A 15,075-nucleotide genomic window follows, 5' to 3' on the forward strand; every position below is an offset into this window, starting at 1 on the left:
GACTCACTCGTTTCCTCATTCATAAATCAAGATCCAATAAATTTTCGGTAATAGACTCCAGTTCCTGGCGGGAATCTTCCATATAATTTTCCCATTTCTCTTCGGCCCATATTTCCACCCTTGTGGAAACCCCTACAATAACACAGGATTTCTCGAGCGAAGCATGGCTCCTGAGAGGTGGGGCCAAGTGGAGACGTCCCTGACCATCAAGGCCACTTTCCATGGCACCTGACAAAAAGAATCTGGTGAAAGCACGGGCATCTTTTTTCGTCAAAGGTAGCGATTGAAGCTTCTTTTCAAGCTTTTCCCATTCATACATCGGATATACGAATAAGCATCCATCCAATCCGCGTGTCACTACGAATGAATCGCCGAGAGAATCCCTCAGTTTGCTGGGTACGATCAGTCGTCCCTTCGTATCCATGTTATGACGATATTCTCCCATCAACATATAGACGACCCCACTTTCTGTTACAAGCGTACCACATTCTCCCACTTTGCACCACAGGAAACTAACGGAAAACGAAAAAACCCTACTTTAGAAGTAGGGTCAGCTGTAAATAAGATAATGTTGTTGCCGGAAATCCCATGTGTATTCGGGAATCTCCGTGAAAAAGTTCCAGCCGAACTCATTGAGGAATGGAACCGGGTTCCACACCCTTTCCTGCAATCCTCCGAAGGGGCGTAACAGGTTCTCCATTTCTCTGTAGAAATCAAGCGTTTTCTGATAGCTTTTCTTCTTTTCTTTCGAAATCCGTTCCACCAGTTCATCTACGAGAGATTCCATGTATGCCAGATTTTTACCGGCAAATGCTTCAATGTCGGGCCCTATCGTTCCTGCTTCCTCCTGGAACGGTCTGTGGATCCGGGCAATCTCCCTCTTCGCTTCCTCTCTCATCTCTTCAAGTGGCAGGTTCGTCTGAGAAGCAAGGTACTTGATTTTCTCTTCTCCGAGCCCTCGTCGTAATACGTGATACAAATCGATCCCTTCATTCCTTGAAGCGATCCGTTTATCTTCACCGATGAAAGTGAAACTGAGGCGGGGAAGGATAGGCGGCATCTTTATGGAAAGCTCTGAAAATGCAGGCCTTAAGGCAGACCAGTAACTTATCTCACCCGGACCACCGATAAATCCGAGCACCGGGAGCAACAGATCCTGCATGAGAGGTCTCGATACGACGTTATTACTGAGTTTTCCAGGCGTCTCTTCTGCTATCATCAGCAGCTCATCTTCGTCCAGTTCCACTTCTCCCTGTTTTCCGACGAAACGGCTACCTTCACGAACAAGAAGGACCCTTCTATCCTCCTCATGATAGAACAGATGAGCATCTTTCTGTTCTGCTCCGATGGTAGTAGGGTATCCCTGCCTTCTATTTTCCTGTTCGCGAGTATAAACTCCTGAAGCGATCGCTTCGCTATGTTCTATCATCTGGACGAAATAATCTTTCTCCATATGACGGATAGCCGGAGCGTGAGCATCCATCACAATGAGTCCCTGATCTTTGAACAATGCAATCAGCAACCTTGCGAAGAAGTCCGTGTACGTTTTCGAGCCCATCAAAGCATTTGATATTCTGTCATAGACCTCTTTCGTGTGCTTGGACTCCGGCAATTTCCGAAAGCAGTCATCGATGAAATTCTTTGCTGCATCTTCATCCAGCCCTACATCAGATACGGAAGTTTTCCCATCTGTTTGTTGAGAGATTTTCTGCTTTTTCAACCCGTCCTGGTTCAAATAGATATGGTTGATCTCTTCAAAGTCATGATCTTCCCCAGCAATCCAGAATACCGGAAGTACCGGCTTGCCAAGAGCCCGCTCTTTTTGCTTAGCCGCTTCAATGACAGATATCGCTTTATTTACGGTATATAAAGGGCCTGTAAGTAGACCCGCCTGCTGACCGGCAATCATGACGGTTGCATCATCTTCTTTGAGCCGTTCGATGTGAGCGAGCGTCATCTCCCCAGCCCCATACTTTTCATTCATCTTCTTCAAAACTTCCGACAGTTCGGTTCTATGAAAGGAACGATCCCGAATCTCATCGAGCCGTTCCTTCCAACAGTCTTGCCGAAAAGGGTTGTAATCGAATTTATTTTGTATTTTTTCAAAATGAGAACGATAATCTCTCATTAACGTATTTTTTTCTTCAAACTGAACCGGATCGATTCTCATCACACATTCTCCTTTGTACGTCCCTATGTATCCATTCTCACCATATTGTACATAATTACGGACAAGCATTCATCTAATCTGTTTGAAACAAGTTAAGTTCGCTGACCTATGCGAGTAACCAGAAATTCTACTCACTCAGGAAGCTAGAAACACGTGAGTCACGAAACCATAGGAAAACAAGGAGACGTGCGCAAAGGTGAAGACCAGAAAAGCAAGCCGCAAAAATCCTTTGAATGTCCTTCCGAATTTAAGCTCTTCTCTCGTTTTGTACTGGATCACACAGGAAAGACCCATAAGGCACAGTAACATCACTACTACCCAACCGATATAACCGCTCCCGAAAAGCACTTCCAACAACAGATAGACATCTACCACAAAAATCGGTGCCGTAAGATGGACCGCTCCTCTGAGCGCTCTTTTCTTCGTCTTCGTCCATTTTTGAAACCATATGTATATGAATAAAAAAAATAATAGCGGCATCGTAACTATCGGAGCAACAATGAAAGTGAACACATTGATCATATCTCTCACCTCTTTTCCCATTCCAAGTACCATTGTAGCAAACTTCCGCCAGTCATAGCAGCACAAAAAGGTTGTCATTATTCATTTCATTCTGAAAATTTTTATACTATAATGAGGATGGAAAGAAAGATTGCTGAAAGGGGAATCAGTCATGATGGGTACTAGTACACAAGTACAGCCATTGCTTATCAACTATAAAACATTAGAAGAGTTCAAACGATTCAAGGAATATGGAATCCAGGAACTTACCATGCTTGAAGATCTCCAGGGGAATATCGTTGAAAATAACAGCGAGTCGCCTTTTTTTGGAATTTACATTGGAAACGCTTTAGTGGCCCGTATGAGTCTGTACAGGGTATCCGCTAAATACGATCATTATTTCGAGCCTCCTCAGGATTACCTGGAGCTCTGGAAACTCGAAGTATTGAAAGATTACCAGGGGCAGGGATACGGAAAACAATTGGTAGACTTCGCAAAAAGCTTCGAACTTCCTATCAAAACGAACCCACGCGTCAACTCCCACAATTTCTGGGAACGTATGGGTTTCCAAAAAGCGACATATAAAGTTGAAAGAGACTTGGGAGAAAACCCACTTCTATGGCTTCCACAAGGGGTGGAAGAACAAAACGATAAAGAAGAATAAAAAGGCACCAGCTTATTCCTTCAAAGAAAAGAGGCTGCTATTCATCGGATAGCGGCCTCTATTTTGTAGCTTGCCTTACATAACGGACAAACTGCTCAAGATCACTCCATGCCCTTTCCCAGACTTCCATCTTTTTCTCCAGTTCTTTCGTATCTGGTGAAGTACAAGAATCACTCTTCTGACGAGCCTCACGAATCGATCCGTCATACTTTTTTCTGAGCACTTTATTCCAACGGAAACCGCACGCTCTCGGAGTACGCTTAAGCTTGACGGACGCTTCTTCGAAAGCTTTCAACTGTGTTTTTCCGGCCTTCATACACGTAAGCACCGTTTCCGCGAGAATCAGATCCTCTTTTTCTTTCCACGCATCTTTCCTGGCAATCTCTATCACTTCCCTTCAACCATTTGTTCATCTATATGCCTGATGGGTGAATGATAGAATCACTACTGCCCCCTTCGCCCATTGAAAAATGCGCGCACTGCTTCTTTATGCATCTCTGACTCCCATAATTTCGCAGCCTGTAAGGTTTCCTGAACCATCCTTCCATGGAGTTTTTCCACATCCATTCTGCTAAGTATCTGTGTTTTCCAGAAGAGAAGCTGTTCCGGGGACATCTTTTTCAAAAAGAAATAGTCCTCTTCTTCAGTAATCTTTTGCAGCCAACCGATCCGATGAGCTTGTTCGGATGAAATCATTTCACTCCTTATAAGCCAGTTCATCGCCTCGCTGGCCCCTATTCTTTCCTGAAGGAGTACGCCTCCTCCCCATCCCGGAACGATTCCGAGACTGCCCTGGATAAAGCCGTAATAATCGTCGTTCTTCCCATAACGAAGGTCACAGGCACTTGCGAGTTCACATCCGCCTCCTTGCGCACTTCCGTTCAGGTAAGCTAGTGTAGGAACAGGAAGCGTTGCTATGTTGTACAATACCTCCCGCATCGGGGTAAGAACAGAATATGCTTCTTCTTCCGTGAGATCCCCGTGCAGTTCCTTTAAATCGCCTCCAGCGCAGAATGCTTCAGGTCCTTCAGCTGTAAGTACCATAGCTTTCACTTCTGTACTCGATCGGATATCATCGAGCGCTCCCTTCAATTCTGAAATCATTGCACGATTCACAGCATTACGTTTATGTGGACGATTCAGCATAAGGACTGCTACACCTTCTTCATATGTAAGATTTATCGTTTCCATCACGATCCCCCCTCCTCTTATTATACATAAAAAAAAGAGCCTGTATCGACAGGCTCTTTCTTACGCTTCTACAACTTGCTTTCCGTTGTATTGACCACAAGAACTGCACACGCGGTGCGGCTTAGTCAATTCTTCACAGTTTTGGCACGCAACCAATTTAGGGGCACTCAATTTCTTATGAGTACGGCGTTGGTTTTTCACTTTCTTGGACGTTCTGCGCTTAGGTACTGCCATTGCTGTACACCTCCTTTATGAGTTATGAGTTCAGAGTAAGTGATTGTTCCTCACTTATTGTCTTCCTCATTATCCAATAATGATTCCAGTTTGGCTAAACGGGGATCCACTTTCTCTTCTGTCTGCGGCTTCTCATCCACAACGCCCCATCCCTTACCTTCTTGAGGAGGGGTGTTTTCAGGATTTTCCGCAAACACTCTATATGGAACCTCCAATAGCACATTCTCCTTGATATAAGGAGTCAAGTCAAGTACTTCTCCACCCAGGGGATGCACTTCAGAATCATCCTCTTCCGTGTAATACTGGGACGTATTGAAGTACTCATCAGCCTCAATCTGAAAGGCATAGGGCACATCGGCCAATGTCCTCGCACAAGGAAGAATCATCTCTCCCTTGATGGTCATCGAAACAATAATTTCTTCGCCTTTCATCTCCGCCTGGCCAGTTACTTCAACAGGAGAGATTTGACGAATATCATTCTTTGCCTCTTCCAGGGTAGAAAGATCAACCTCTCCTTCGAAAAAGAAGGGTTTTTCCCCTGCCTGTTTCACTTTTTGTATAGGAAATTTCACGGTCATCACCTCATGACAACAAGAGTAATTTTAAAACCAAATCAGTATTTTGTCAACATTTTTTCTTTACACCTTATGAATGCTTTCTCCTAATGTTAAAATAGATGGCACATGAGTGCAAACATACCGGAGAGGGAGATTTTATGCAAGCCACAGGCATTATCGTCGAATACAATCCATTTCACCTCGGCCACCTATACCATGCGGAACAATCCAGAAAACAGACGGGAGCGGACTGTATCATCGCAGTTATGAGTGGACCATTTCTTCAACGGGGAGAACCCGCAATTATAGACAAATGGGAGCGGACCCGAGCAGCTCTGACCGGAGCTGTCGATCTCGTTGTAGAATTACCACATCTATTCGCTGTGCAACACGGGGATTATTTCGCTAAGGGAGCCGTCGAAACACTCAATCATCTGAATGTATCATCTATCTGCTTCGGAAGTGAAGAGGGTCACATCTCCCCTTTTCTTACTGCACACAGAACCTGGCAGGAAAGAAGAAGTTCGTTCGACCGCATCCTCACTTCCCACCTGGATGCCGGAAACTCTTTTCCGGAAGCTTCGAGACGTGCATACGAAAGTATCGGAATCCAGGATCTGGATGTATCGCGACCGAACAACATCCTCGGTTACAGTTACGTAAAAGCGATCGCTGAGTACGCTCCCTCTATTCAACCGGCCACTATCAAAAGGCTGAAAAACGACTACCATGATGAAGAAATGACGGGCCATATCTCGAGCGCTACAAGCATACGCAAAGACCTTCACCACTACCATGAAATAACGGAAGATGTTAAAGAAACACTTCCGGCTTCCACCATCCGTACACTTGCCGACTATAAATTCCATAAAGGGCTCTGGCACTCGTGGGAGCACTATTTCCCCCTGATCCAATACCTGCTGCAAGTATCTTCCCCCGAAGAACTGAGAGAGATTCACGGGATGGAGGAGGGACTCGAATACAGAATTCTTAAAGCAGCGGACTGCACTTCTTTCAAAGAAATGATGGAAACGGTGAAAACGAAGAGATACACGTGGACTCGTCTGCAGCGATTGTTCGTTCACCTTCTTACTAACATTAAGAAAAAGGAAAGCTATATTCTCGATTCCCCCGTCCCTTATGTCAGGGTTCTCGGCATGAATGAGAAAGGGAGGAAGTATCTATCCATCCATAAGAAAAATATAGAAGTCCCTCTCCTGACACAATTGAAACAATTGAATCATCCATTGTTCGACATGGATATCAGAGCTCAGAAAGCATACCTTTCTCCCCTTAGTGCCGTAAATAGAACGGAAGGGGTCAAGAGAGAAAGAATGCCTCCTGTGATGATCTAAGAATCGATGACCTGGGATGGGATAGCACTCCAGGTCATCGATTCTTTAATTGTTCTGTAAATAATCCAGCGCTTCCCCGAACGTATCCACCGGTACAATCTCCATATCTGTTCCGATCTCTTCCGCCGTCTTTTTAGCAACTTGATAATTGGAATCCTCTGCTCCTTCTTCATTCGGAGCGAAGAATACAGAAGCCCCCGCTTCGTCTGCAGCTACCACTTTTTTATCGATACCTCCGATTCGACCTACTTCTCCTTCATAGTTGATCTCCCCCGTACCGGCAATCTCTTCGCCGTCTGTCAGATCATCCTCTGTCAGCTGGTCATAAATCTCAAGAGAGAACATCAGACCGGCACTGGGTCCGCCGATCTCACCGCTTTCCACCGTAACTTCAGGATCGACTTCAACAGAACGATCGGTAACTAAGGAAATACCGATCCCTACCCGCTCTTCATTATCGGGAAAAGGAGCCAGTTCCACATCCCTCGTCAGGGTCCCATTTTCCCTTTCGATCACAAGAGAAACACTTTCTCCGGCATCTTTGTCTTCTACGTAATCAATGAGATCACTCGATTCATTAACCGGCTGTCCATCCACTTCAACGATCCGATCTCCCGATTGCAAACGTTCTTGTGCCGGCATTCCATCCATGACCTGAACGACATAGACCCCTTCATATTGAATATCTATATCTTTCCCCGCAGCTTCATAGGCTACGACTTTCGCAGCCTCCTGCGACGACTCCATCATCTGGAGCTGGGCGTGGAAATACTCTTCCTCCGTCACACCTTCCGGGCGTACCTGGTCAATCGGTGTCAGTTCGTGGAAAGGTCGGATTTGTGCCAGGGCCCATTGTACAATCGTCGCCTGTCCTCCACGAATCGTGACCAGATGCATATCGCCGTCACTTGCATAACCACCTTCCACTTCGATGACAGGATCAAGCGCGTCTGCCGAACCGGGTTTATATACGTAATAAGGCAATTGATAAGAAAACAAAAGCGCCGTGATGACGGCGGTGATGACAACTACAATAAGTGTCCTCTTATTTATTTGCATAAAAAAAGACTCCTTCCTTCAACCAATTCATAAATGTATAGCACGTAGGCGTAGGCTTATTAGTACACCTATATTTTACCTTGCCTGTCCATAGAAGTACAGAAATCAACGTATAAGGAAAGAAGGCGTCCAAATGAAACGGTTCATCTTAATTTCCCTTTTACTGATGTGTGCGAGTATGCTCTTATATCCGAACGTAGCACTCGATGCAGCTAAAGACGGCCTCTTGCTATGGGCGAATCTCGTCTTTCCTGCTTTATTCCCCTTTTTTGTTACAGCGGAACTTCTGATCGCTTATCGCTTCGTAGAAAAGTTGGGAGTATGGATCCAAAAGCCTGTCAAGGTCATTTTCCGCCTCCCTGGAGAAGCCGGATTCGTTCTTATAATGGGGATGCTTTGCGGATATCCTGCCGGTGCCAGATGGACCGCAGACCTCAGAAGAAGAGGGCTGCTAGCTAAAGAGGAAGCAGAGAGGCTGCTCGCTTTCTCTAATGGACCCAGTCCCCTCTTTATTCTTGGGGTTATTGCCGGGGGGTATTATTCGTCTCCGGAAATCGGATGGGTATTGCTTGGGTGTCTGTACCTTTCCACCATTATTCTCGGTCTCCTTCTTCGAAACAATACGAAGAACGTTCCTGTCCTGCCCTCCAACCATTCCCAGCAGGTACCAGGACCTTTCGGAGCTGAGTTGACAAGAACGATCCGTAAGTCCGTCGACACCCTTCTGATTGTCGGAGGGGTCATCACTTATTTTTCCGTGCTCACAGAAATGCTCCTACGTCTCTTCACGGCTATCGGAATCACACATACTTTTATTCCAGCACTGTTTGAAATCACCGTAGGCGTCGATCTTATAACCTCACTTGACGAACCGCTTCTGGTCCAGCTCTGTTTTCTGACTTTCCTTACAGGCTTCCACGGCTTTTCGGTACAGGCCCAAGTAGTCAGTATGCTTCAGGGGACGGACATAAGACCAGGAACTTATCTGAGGACGAGAATTCTGCAGGGGATTATGAATGTCTTATTATTGGTGACTGTATTGCATATGTTCTCTATACCGGTTCAGGCGGCAGACAATTATTCCCTAAGAGGACAGGACTTTCCCCTTTACACCAGTTTCATTCTATTGATGTATATCCTGATAGTACTCCCCTTATGTAAAAGAAAGAAGCTTTGATCAACAGTCGATCGAAGCTTCCACATACCCCATTATTGTAATTCGTCTGACAGTTCGGTGACGTGCCGTGCTCGTCTCACCTCTGAAACCTTTCTTTCAAAGCTTTATCTACAGCATCCGGAACCAGATCAGTGATTTCTCCGTGATACCTGGCGATCTCCTTAACGATACTGGAACTGAGAAACGAATACTGATTATTGGTCATAACAAAAAACGTCTCTATCTTCTCGTTCAATTTCCGGTTCATCGATGTGATCTGCATTTCATATTCGAAGTCGCTCACCGCACGGAGACCGCGGATGATGGCTTTGGCTTCGACTTCTTCCGCATAGTTCATCAGAAGACCACCATACCCATCGACGGTGACATTCCCGAGGTGGCTTGTAGACTCCTCGATCAATGCCTTTCTTTCCTCCACAGAGAATAGAGGAGATTTGCTCTGGTTATTGAATACGACGACGCGGACTTCATCAAACACTCGCGCCGCTCTTTCTATGATATCGAGATGACCGTATGTAATCGGGTCAAAACTTCCTGGACAAATCGCTAAGCCTGACATCCTACTCCTCCTTTTGATAAAACGATACTCCTATGTTCGAGCCGTATTCTTCTTGTTTGAATTGACGAATAGGTCCCACTTCCCGAGGAAGCGCTTCCGAAATATCATGTTCACATACGACGACAGCTCCATCTTCCAGAAGCTCATGCTCCAGAAGCTTCTGCATCAAGTCTTCATAAGAAAACTTTTTATAAGGAGGATCCAGAAATACGTAAGAAAAAGTAATTCCCCGTTTGCCGGCCGCTTTCATAGCACGATATGCGTCAGTACGAAAGACTTCAACATGGTCTTCAAGCTTCAAAGCTCTCACGTTGTCCCAAATCGTCTTAATCGCTTTTGGTTCCTTGTCCACAAAGATCGCTTTTTCCGCTCCACGACTCAAACACTCGATACCGAGACCTCCACTGCCTGCAAAACAATCAAATACCACGCCTCCATCAAAATAAGGGCCGATAATTTGAAACACGGCTTCCTTCACTTTGTCGGTCGTAGGTCTTGTCTTGTGGGTAGGAACAGAATATAGACGATGACCTTTGTGCGTTCCACTGACTACTCTCATCCATTGTCACCCCCTATCCACTCATTTTTCTTTATCCTACCATAAAACCTTCAGGAGAAAAATCATTCTTTCCTGTATAAGTCTTCCCCCGCTTGAACAGACTATGTACGGAAGGGGTCAAAGGGCTCCTTCCGGAAACGAGGCGGCTTACTCCCCATAAGCCCGTCCTCCGATTTCTCCTCTCCCTTTACTTTTGTGCCACTGGCACAAAAAAAGACGAGCCCTCCAGGCTCGTCTTTTTCTTCTATTTTCCCTGTGGACCTCCAAGATAAAGGTCGAGCACTTCATTCATAAAGGTTTCCTTCAGATACAGTCCTCCTTCAAAACGTTTTACAGCTTCTGATGCAATGCCGAAGTCCGCCTCGTTCTGAACGAACGTATCCGAACCTAAAGAAAGCCTGATCCGCTTGGAGCTTGTCTCCAATAAAAAGGAATCATTCTGAAGCATGGTTATTTGAAAGGCTTGATCCTCTTTCAGAGCCTGAAGCGGGATATAGGTGTCATTAAGATACGTGATGAAGAGAAATTCTCCACCCGTGTCAGACATTCTTGGTACTCTATAATAGAAACGACTATCCGCTTTATTCGCTATTCTCTCAGAATAAGTCGTCTCCCCTTCTCTCATCGAAGATAAAAGGTCATCAGAAAAAGCCACTAGTTCATCCTCTTCACTTACGTCTTTCACTTTCCTTTTGATTTCTTCTTTCTCTTCCGATGAAAATGTAGAAGAAAGCGGCGAAGCTAATTGTTCAGCCCTTTCCATAGAAGTTTCGAACAAAAGAGCCGTATACATGCGAATGACCCAATGGTCACTTACCCCGGAATTTTCAGCCGCCTGCTTCCGGAACAGCAGTGATTCGAGCACTTCCGTATTCCGATTGCGCAGAAGAACCTTATTTTGTGTGAACGTATCTTGTTCTTCGTCAAGAAATAATAAATAAGAACCATATTTTTCCGTATAACCTGTAGCCTTTTCAACAAAAGAAGGTTCAATCAGTTCCCCCCGCTCATGCAGAATGGTGAGACGATCATTGGCAAACCTTTGTGTATCTGTTGTATCATACATAAACAGCGGAGCTGATGTAACATCGTCCCATTTGTAATAGTGAAGCCGTTCCTTCTCCACTTTTGCGTCCGGCGATTCTACCATCGTGAAACTCCGGTTCCCATATGCTCTATCCTTCACAACTACTTCATAACGGACTTCCTCTTCCTTAAGCTCGGCTGCCCAGTGACTTGTTTGTTCAGATAAAGGCAGACGATAGGATAGAACGGGAGACTCTTCTTTCAGTTGAAAATTGTCTGCTTCGCCGCAAGGGGCAGGGGCACAAGCAATCTCTTCGGCTTCATCAGGATAATCGATTTTATAACTACCGGGAACATATCCCCCGAAAGATTGTTCTATGCGAAGCTCTTCATCCGTAGCTGTTATGGTTACAGTTGACTTGACTGAGGAGCTTTCCGAAATGTGGTTCTCCGAAAAATCCAGCCACTGATAGGTGAGTGTAATGGTTGCTGTCGAGGCGATGAAAAGCAACACTAGGAGCATTTTCTTCATGGGTTCGTAGACCCCCTGACGTTTTCCTTTACGGCTCAGTTTACTATACTTCTATAGGTGTTGAAATAGTTTTGCATTATGGCCGACTCGTGCTAGAGTAGAAGAAACTTGTTTCAGAAAGGAATCCGTTCTATGCGACAAAAATTCATTGAACTAGGGGAAGGGTACACAGATATCTATGAACTTATAGAACTCGGGAGGCAGATGCCTTCTCGTGTCAAAGGAGCTCTTGCATTTCACTGTGAACGAGAAGGTAAACCGAAATCTTCGCTGGCACTGATCATGGCGCCGGCAGATAAATTCCAACCTATTTATATCTGCAGAGAGGGAATACCGAATCCTCACGAAATTCCGAATACGCGATATGATCTTTTTAAACGGATGACAGAAGAAATCGGAGTGGATATCCACGAATACACGTTGAAGCCATCCACCATGTTTCCGGAGACTGAGCTCTATTACCAATATCTGATCGGGATACTCAGAAGCAATAAAGAACTGCCCCGCCTTACTTAAAAACAACGCACGGAGGCTCCGTGCGTTGTTCGTTTAAATTCCGAATTTATAGTCGTATTCTTTCGCTTTATCCGGCTTTGCATTTTCGTAGTCAACTCGAACTTCCGGCTTATACGAGGGCTCTACCCGATGAACGTAAGGTAACTGTTGAAGAGCTTCCATCTTCTCATTGAGATTATCACGATTCACATAGATGAGCGCATATTTCTGGCGCTTCGAGGCGTGAATAAGGTGTCCGTATTTTTTTAAATGACGGACGTTTTTCATTTGCTGAAAATAGACGATGATCCCCTGCCTAGGCACTCTCATTATGTCACTTCCTTTTTAAGAACAGCCGCAACCGCCGCCACTGCCGCATGAACAACCTGTATCTGTAAAGACCATCCCATTCCGAGGGACTTTGATCTGTTCACTTACGCTATAGGCGACACTCTGGCTGATATCATCCAATAACTTCTGAACGTTCCGCTCTGCGCGTTTGTAACGAGCGACACTCTCATGCATGTCCATTTCCCGCTTCACGCTGCGGATACTCTTAGTGATGGTACTGTAGTCAGGATGATACCTGCCGAAGCGCTGAACTTCTTCGTATTGGTCTTTCATTTTATTGAAATTATGGATAAGTCGTTGTGCTTCTTCGTTCTCTTCCATTTCCTGTTTGGACTGATAAAATTCCTTGAACACGTCCGAATCCATGATCATTTGTCCGATTTCTTCCGATCTATCTAACACATCTACAACTTCCATTGTAGCTAACATAAAAGGCTTCACCTCCACCTTCATCTTATCAAACACCGGAAGAGAATAAAATCTTTCATGGAACTTTTCTCAGGTTCCGGCACTTTTACCCCCGAAAATAAGGAGAAACCTCACCAGTTTAATTGCAACTTTTCCTTTTTCATAATAAAATGAACACTATACATACATTGTTGTGAGGTGGAGACATTGAAACTAGAAAATACAGGTATTGAAGATTTGGTTCTTGATGTTAGGACTTTGACCAGAGTTATGGAATCCAAAGGGTTCATGCTTGGCGGTTCCTGGGACTACGAGCGAGTTACATACGATTATAAAATTGAATCGAATGAAGAGAACATCACTTATTATGTACGAATCCAAGGGTACGCTCTTGAAGGGGACGTAGATAAAGGAAATGCGGTCATCAAATTGATGACACCTTTACTCGGACGCCACTATTACCCACACGGGGTGGAGTACGGCGAGGACGAAGGCTTCTCCAAAGACATGATCAACAAAGCGCATCGACTTGTAAGCAACGTGCAGCCCCCTGCAAAAGCGAATCAGGTGGAGCAGTAAGAAGTAGCAAGAGTCGCACATCTCGAATGATGAGCGGCTCTTTTTAACAATGAATCAGCGCTTGAAGAAAGGAGACACCGTAAAGAGTTGTTTAAATATTTAACAAAACGCCAGTGGACTTTAATTTTACTCACGATTGCAGGGATCATCGCAGCTTATTTCATTTTACCGGTGTCTGTGCCACTCATCGTCGCCTACGTTACTGCTCTGTTTCTGAACCCTTCGATTCGCTGGTTTCAGTACCGGTTTCATATAGGTCGCCAGTTAGCTGTCTCTATCGTATTCCTCCTATTTCTTATGCTACTCGGTTTGATAGGGACTTTCGCTGTCACGAGAGCTGTCGCTCAGATTATTCAACTCATAGATAATGCTCCGTATTACATTTCGCAGCTGAATCAGGTGTTGATCGATCTTCAGAATAACATGAACAGTTTCATGGAGATGCTGCCTAAGGAATTCGTGGACCAGACATCCTCACGCATCGAAGAAAGTCTGCAAAGTTCTACCGACAGACTGACGGAAACGTTGAATATCGAGAATGCTGCTGCGTTTGCGACAAAGATACCTAACCTCATTGTAAGCCTGTTGGTATACTTGATCGCTCTATTCCTATTCATGCTTGAACTGCCTCGGTTGAGGAAGAAAATGCACAGCTATCTGACCGAAGAGACGTCAGAGAAAGTCAAGTTCATGAATGCCCGTCTCGGATACGTCGTATTCGGTTTCTTGAAAGCACAATTTCAGGTGAGTATCATTATATTCATCGTCACTCTGTTAGCATTGCTATTCATTGCACCCGAAGTAGCGGTTCTCATGTCACTGATCACCTGGGTGGTCGATTTCATTCCTATTATCGGATCTATCGCGATTATCGGACCATGGTCCATCTATATGTTCGCTACAGGCGATATTGCTACAGGTACCCAATTAGCTGTTCTTGCCATTGTTCTTCTGGCAATCCGTCGTACGGTAGAGCCTAAAGTCATGGGTACACAAATAGGATTATCACCGCTTGCAACACTCATAGCCATGTACATCGGCCTGAAGCTTATCGGGTTCCTTGGATTCTTCATAGGGCCCCTGGTGGTCATCGCTTTCAATTCTGCAAAGGAAGCCGGATTGATCAAGCTGAATATAAAAATTTAAAAGAACACAAAAAGAAGGAACTGCTCTATACAAGCAGTTCCTTCTTTTTTTATGTGCCGAGAATGGCTTTGATAAGACTTGTCGTATGTCCTCCATCATATATGATATAGAGAAGCAGGTAGACAGCGACACCAGTGATGGCAGTAAAAAACCAAATGATGCTTGTGACTGGACCGATTTTCCGATGCTTTTTGATGTTCCGTTTAAATGCAAGCGTTAGAGTGACAATTCCAAATACCGCTCCTGTCGTTGCAAGAATGATATGGAATATTAAGAAGATCGTGTAGTAGATCTTATATTCTTCAGGCCCTCCGAAACTTGTGTTTCCTACGAACACCGTGCGACTCACATAAATGATGAAAAATATAAGCGCACTGGCTGCCCCTGCAAGCATGGCTTTTTTGTGTGCCGCTCTCTTGTTCTTCGCAATAAGAATCCAGCCGATTCCTACGAAGATGGCACTAATAACGATGAAGAAGGTACTGATCGTTGGCAATACGGGCATATACATC

General features: G+C 44.9%; 20 protein-coding genes. 6 read left to right on the forward strand and 14 right to left on the reverse strand.

What is annotated here, in order from left to right:
- Nucleotides 1–19 precede the first annotated feature (19 nt).
- The 3 genes from mraZ to BLQ44_RS02980 form a co-directional block, all read right to left on the reverse strand.
- A complete protein-coding gene (gene mraZ, locus BLQ44_RS02970) occupies nucleotides 20–451 on the reverse strand; it encodes a division/cell wall cluster transcriptional repressor MraZ (RefSeq protein WP_093191890.1) in 432 nt (143 codons plus the stop codon).
- A gap of 99 nt (nucleotides 452–550) precedes the next feature.
- Nucleotides 551–2,170: a bacillithiol biosynthesis cysteine-adding enzyme BshC gene (bshC, locus tag BLQ44_RS02975; protein ID WP_176757401.1), complete on the reverse strand. Its 1,620-nt coding sequence runs from the start codon at nucleotides 2,168–2,170 to the stop codon at nucleotides 551–553.
- Nucleotides 2,171–2,305: 135 nt separating this feature from the next.
- Nucleotides 2,306–2,692, reverse strand: coding sequence for a DUF3397 domain-containing protein (locus BLQ44_RS02980; protein ID WP_176757402.1), 387 nt, complete (start codon nucleotides 2,690–2,692; stop codon nucleotides 2,306–2,308).
- A 154-nt stretch (nucleotides 2,693–2,846) separates the two neighbouring features.
- Between BLQ44_RS02980 and BLQ44_RS02985 the strand changes: the two genes are divergently transcribed.
- Nucleotides 2,847–3,335, forward strand: a complete 489-nt coding sequence (locus BLQ44_RS02985) for an N-acetyltransferase (protein WP_093192040.1) — start codon at nucleotides 2,847–2,849, stop codon at nucleotides 3,333–3,335.
- Between the two features lie 58 nt (nucleotides 3,336–3,393).
- Here BLQ44_RS02985 and BLQ44_RS02990 read toward each other — a convergent pair whose 3' ends face one another.
- The 4 genes from BLQ44_RS02990 to BLQ44_RS03005 are packed head-to-tail and all read right to left on the reverse strand — an operon-like array spanning nucleotide 3,394 to nucleotide 5,338.
- Nucleotides 3,394–3,726, reverse strand: a complete 333-nt coding sequence (locus tag BLQ44_RS02990) for a hypothetical protein (RefSeq protein WP_093191896.1) — start codon at nucleotides 3,724–3,726, stop codon at nucleotides 3,394–3,396.
- A gap of 53 nt (nucleotides 3,727–3,779) precedes the next feature.
- Nucleotides 3,780–4,526: an enoyl-CoA hydratase/isomerase family protein gene (locus BLQ44_RS02995; RefSeq protein WP_093191898.1), complete on the reverse strand. Its 747-nt coding sequence runs from the start codon at nucleotides 4,524–4,526 to the stop codon at nucleotides 3,780–3,782.
- A 60-nt stretch (nucleotides 4,527–4,586) separates the two neighbouring features.
- Nucleotides 4,587–4,760, reverse strand: coding sequence for a 50S ribosomal protein L32 (rpmF, locus tag BLQ44_RS03000; protein ID WP_093191900.1), 174 nt, complete (start codon nucleotides 4,758–4,760; stop codon nucleotides 4,587–4,589).
- A gap of 50 nt (nucleotides 4,761–4,810) precedes the next feature.
- A complete protein-coding gene (locus BLQ44_RS03005) occupies nucleotides 4,811–5,338 on the reverse strand; it encodes a YceD family protein (protein ID WP_322787513.1) in 528 nt (175 codons plus the stop codon).
- A 137-nt stretch (nucleotides 5,339–5,475) separates the two neighbouring features.
- On the opposite strand from BLQ44_RS03005, the gene BLQ44_RS03010 reads away from it, so the two are divergent.
- Nucleotides 5,476–6,672, forward strand: coding sequence for a nucleotidyltransferase (locus tag BLQ44_RS03010; protein WP_093191904.1), 1,197 nt, complete (start codon nucleotides 5,476–5,478; stop codon nucleotides 6,670–6,672).
- Between the two features lie 45 nt (nucleotides 6,673–6,717).
- Here BLQ44_RS03010 and BLQ44_RS03015 read toward each other — a convergent pair whose 3' ends face one another.
- Nucleotides 6,718–7,731, reverse strand: coding sequence for a SepM family pheromone-processing serine protease (locus BLQ44_RS03015; protein WP_093191906.1), 1,014 nt, complete (start codon nucleotides 7,729–7,731; stop codon nucleotides 6,718–6,720).
- A gap of 133 nt (nucleotides 7,732–7,864) precedes the next feature.
- Between BLQ44_RS03015 and BLQ44_RS03020 the strand changes: the two genes are divergently transcribed.
- The gene (locus BLQ44_RS03020; protein WP_093191908.1) at nucleotides 7,865–8,908 is read left to right on the forward strand and encodes a hypothetical protein; all 1,044 of its coding nucleotides are present in this window, start codon (nucleotides 7,865–7,867) and stop codon (nucleotides 8,906–8,908) included.
- A 76-nt stretch (nucleotides 8,909–8,984) separates the two neighbouring features.
- Here BLQ44_RS03020 and coaD read toward each other — a convergent pair whose 3' ends face one another.
- The 3 genes from coaD to BLQ44_RS03035 form a co-directional block, all read right to left on the reverse strand.
- Complete coding sequence (gene coaD, locus BLQ44_RS03025; protein ID WP_093191910.1) at nucleotides 8,985–9,467, reverse strand: pantetheine-phosphate adenylyltransferase; 483 nt, start codon at nucleotides 9,465–9,467, stop codon at nucleotides 8,985–8,987.
- Nucleotide 9,468: 1 nt separating this feature from the next.
- Complete coding sequence (rsmD, locus tag BLQ44_RS03030; RefSeq protein ID WP_093191912.1) at nucleotides 9,469–10,026, reverse strand: 16S rRNA (guanine(966)-N(2))-methyltransferase RsmD; 558 nt, start codon at nucleotides 10,024–10,026, stop codon at nucleotides 9,469–9,471.
- Between the two features lie 244 nt (nucleotides 10,027–10,270).
- The gene (locus BLQ44_RS03035) at nucleotides 10,271–11,584 is read right to left on the reverse strand and encodes a hypothetical protein (RefSeq protein WP_093191914.1); all 1,314 of its coding nucleotides are present in this window, start codon (nucleotides 11,582–11,584) and stop codon (nucleotides 10,271–10,273) included.
- Between the two features lie 132 nt (nucleotides 11,585–11,716).
- On the opposite strand from BLQ44_RS03035, the gene BLQ44_RS03040 reads away from it, so the two are divergent.
- Nucleotides 11,717–12,100, forward strand: coding sequence for a DUF7147 family protein (locus tag BLQ44_RS03040; protein WP_093191916.1), 384 nt, complete (start codon nucleotides 11,717–11,719; stop codon nucleotides 12,098–12,100).
- 33 nt (nucleotides 12,101–12,133) lie between these two features.
- Here BLQ44_RS03040 and BLQ44_RS03045 read toward each other — a convergent pair whose 3' ends face one another.
- Both BLQ44_RS03045 and BLQ44_RS03050 read right to left on the reverse strand, forming a co-directional pair.
- Entirely contained in the window at nucleotides 12,134–12,409 is a 276-nt protein-coding gene (locus BLQ44_RS03045; protein ID WP_093191918.1) for a YlbG family protein, read from the reverse strand.
- Between the two features lie 15 nt (nucleotides 12,410–12,424).
- Complete coding sequence (locus BLQ44_RS03050; protein WP_093191920.1) at nucleotides 12,425–12,859, reverse strand: YlbF family regulator; 435 nt, start codon at nucleotides 12,857–12,859, stop codon at nucleotides 12,425–12,427.
- A 186-nt stretch (nucleotides 12,860–13,045) separates the two neighbouring features.
- Here BLQ44_RS03050 and BLQ44_RS03055 point away from each other — a divergent pair, with 186 nt between their 5' ends.
- A complete protein-coding gene (locus BLQ44_RS03055) occupies nucleotides 13,046–13,417 on the forward strand; it encodes a YugN family protein (protein WP_093191922.1) in 372 nt (123 codons plus the stop codon).
- An 87-nt stretch (nucleotides 13,418–13,504) separates the two neighbouring features.
- Nucleotides 13,505–14,563, forward strand: coding sequence for a sporulation integral membrane protein YtvI (ytvI, locus tag BLQ44_RS03060; protein ID WP_093191924.1), 1,059 nt, complete (start codon nucleotides 13,505–13,507; stop codon nucleotides 14,561–14,563).
- Nucleotides 14,564–14,612: 49 nt separating this feature from the next.
- On the opposite strand, the gene BLQ44_RS03065 is transcribed toward ytvI, so the two are convergent.
- Nucleotides 14,613–15,068 (reverse strand): DUF420 domain-containing protein, encoded by a 456-nt coding sequence (locus BLQ44_RS03065; RefSeq protein ID WP_093191927.1) that lies wholly within the window; start codon nucleotides 15,066–15,068, stop codon nucleotides 14,613–14,615.
- Between the last annotated feature and the right edge of the window lie 7 nt (nucleotides 15,069–15,075).

Source organism: Salimicrobium halophilum (assembly GCF_900100295.1).
GTDB classification, from domain to species: domain Bacteria; phylum Bacillota; class Bacilli; order Bacillales; family Halobacillaceae; genus Salimicrobium; species Salimicrobium halophilum.

Coding starts and splice junctions, on each gene's coding strand:
- mraZ (WP_093191890.1), bottom strand. CDS start 451: ATGTTGATGGGAGAATATCGTCATAACATGGATACGAAGGGACGACTG.
- bshC (WP_176757401.1), bottom strand. CDS start 2,170: ATGAGAATCGATCCGGTTCAGTTTGAAGAAAAAAATACGTTAATGAGA.
- BLQ44_RS02980 (WP_176757402.1), bottom strand. CDS start 2,692: ATGATCAATGTGTTCACTTTCATTGTTGCTCCGATAGTTACGATGCCG.
- BLQ44_RS02985 (WP_093192040.1), top strand. CDS start 2,847: ATGGGTACTAGTACACAAGTACAGCCATTGCTTATCAACTATAAAACA.
- BLQ44_RS02995 (WP_093191898.1), bottom strand. CDS start 4,526: ATGGAAACGATAAATCTTACATATGAAGAAGGTGTAGCAGTCCTTATG.
- rpmF (WP_093191900.1), bottom strand. CDS start 4,760: ATGGCAGTACCTAAGCGCAGAACGTCCAAGAAAGTGAAAAACCAACGC.
- BLQ44_RS03005 (WP_322787513.1), bottom strand. CDS start 5,338: ATGACCGTGAAATTTCCTATACAAAAAGTGAAACAGGCAGGGGAAAAA.
- BLQ44_RS03010 (WP_093191904.1), top strand. CDS start 5,476: ATGCAAGCCACAGGCATTATCGTCGAATACAATCCATTTCACCTCGGC.
- BLQ44_RS03015 (WP_093191906.1), bottom strand. CDS start 7,731: ATGCAAATAAATAAGAGGACACTTATTGTAGTTGTCATCACCGCCGTC.
- BLQ44_RS03020 (WP_093191908.1), top strand. CDS start 7,865: ATGAAACGGTTCATCTTAATTTCCCTTTTACTGATGTGTGCGAGTATG.
- coaD (WP_093191910.1), bottom strand. CDS start 9,467: ATGTCAGGCTTAGCGATTTGTCCAGGAAGTTTTGACCCGATTACATAC.
- rsmD (WP_093191912.1), bottom strand. CDS start 10,026: ATGAGAGTAGTCAGTGGAACGCACAAAGGTCATCGTCTATATTCTGTT.
- BLQ44_RS03035 (WP_093191914.1), bottom strand. CDS start 11,584: ATGAAGAAAATGCTCCTAGTGTTGCTTTTCATCGCCTCGACAGCAACC.
- BLQ44_RS03040 (WP_093191916.1), top strand. CDS start 11,717: ATGCGACAAAAATTCATTGAACTAGGGGAAGGGTACACAGATATCTAT.
- BLQ44_RS03045 (WP_093191918.1), bottom strand. CDS start 12,409: ATGAGAGTGCCTAGGCAGGGGATCATCGTCTATTTTCAGCAAATGAAA.
- BLQ44_RS03050 (WP_093191920.1), bottom strand. CDS start 12,859: ATGTTAGCTACAATGGAAGTTGTAGATGTGTTAGATAGATCGGAAGAA.
- BLQ44_RS03065 (WP_093191927.1), bottom strand. CDS start 15,068: ATGCCCGTATTGCCAACGATCAGTACCTTCTTCATCGTTATTAGTGCC.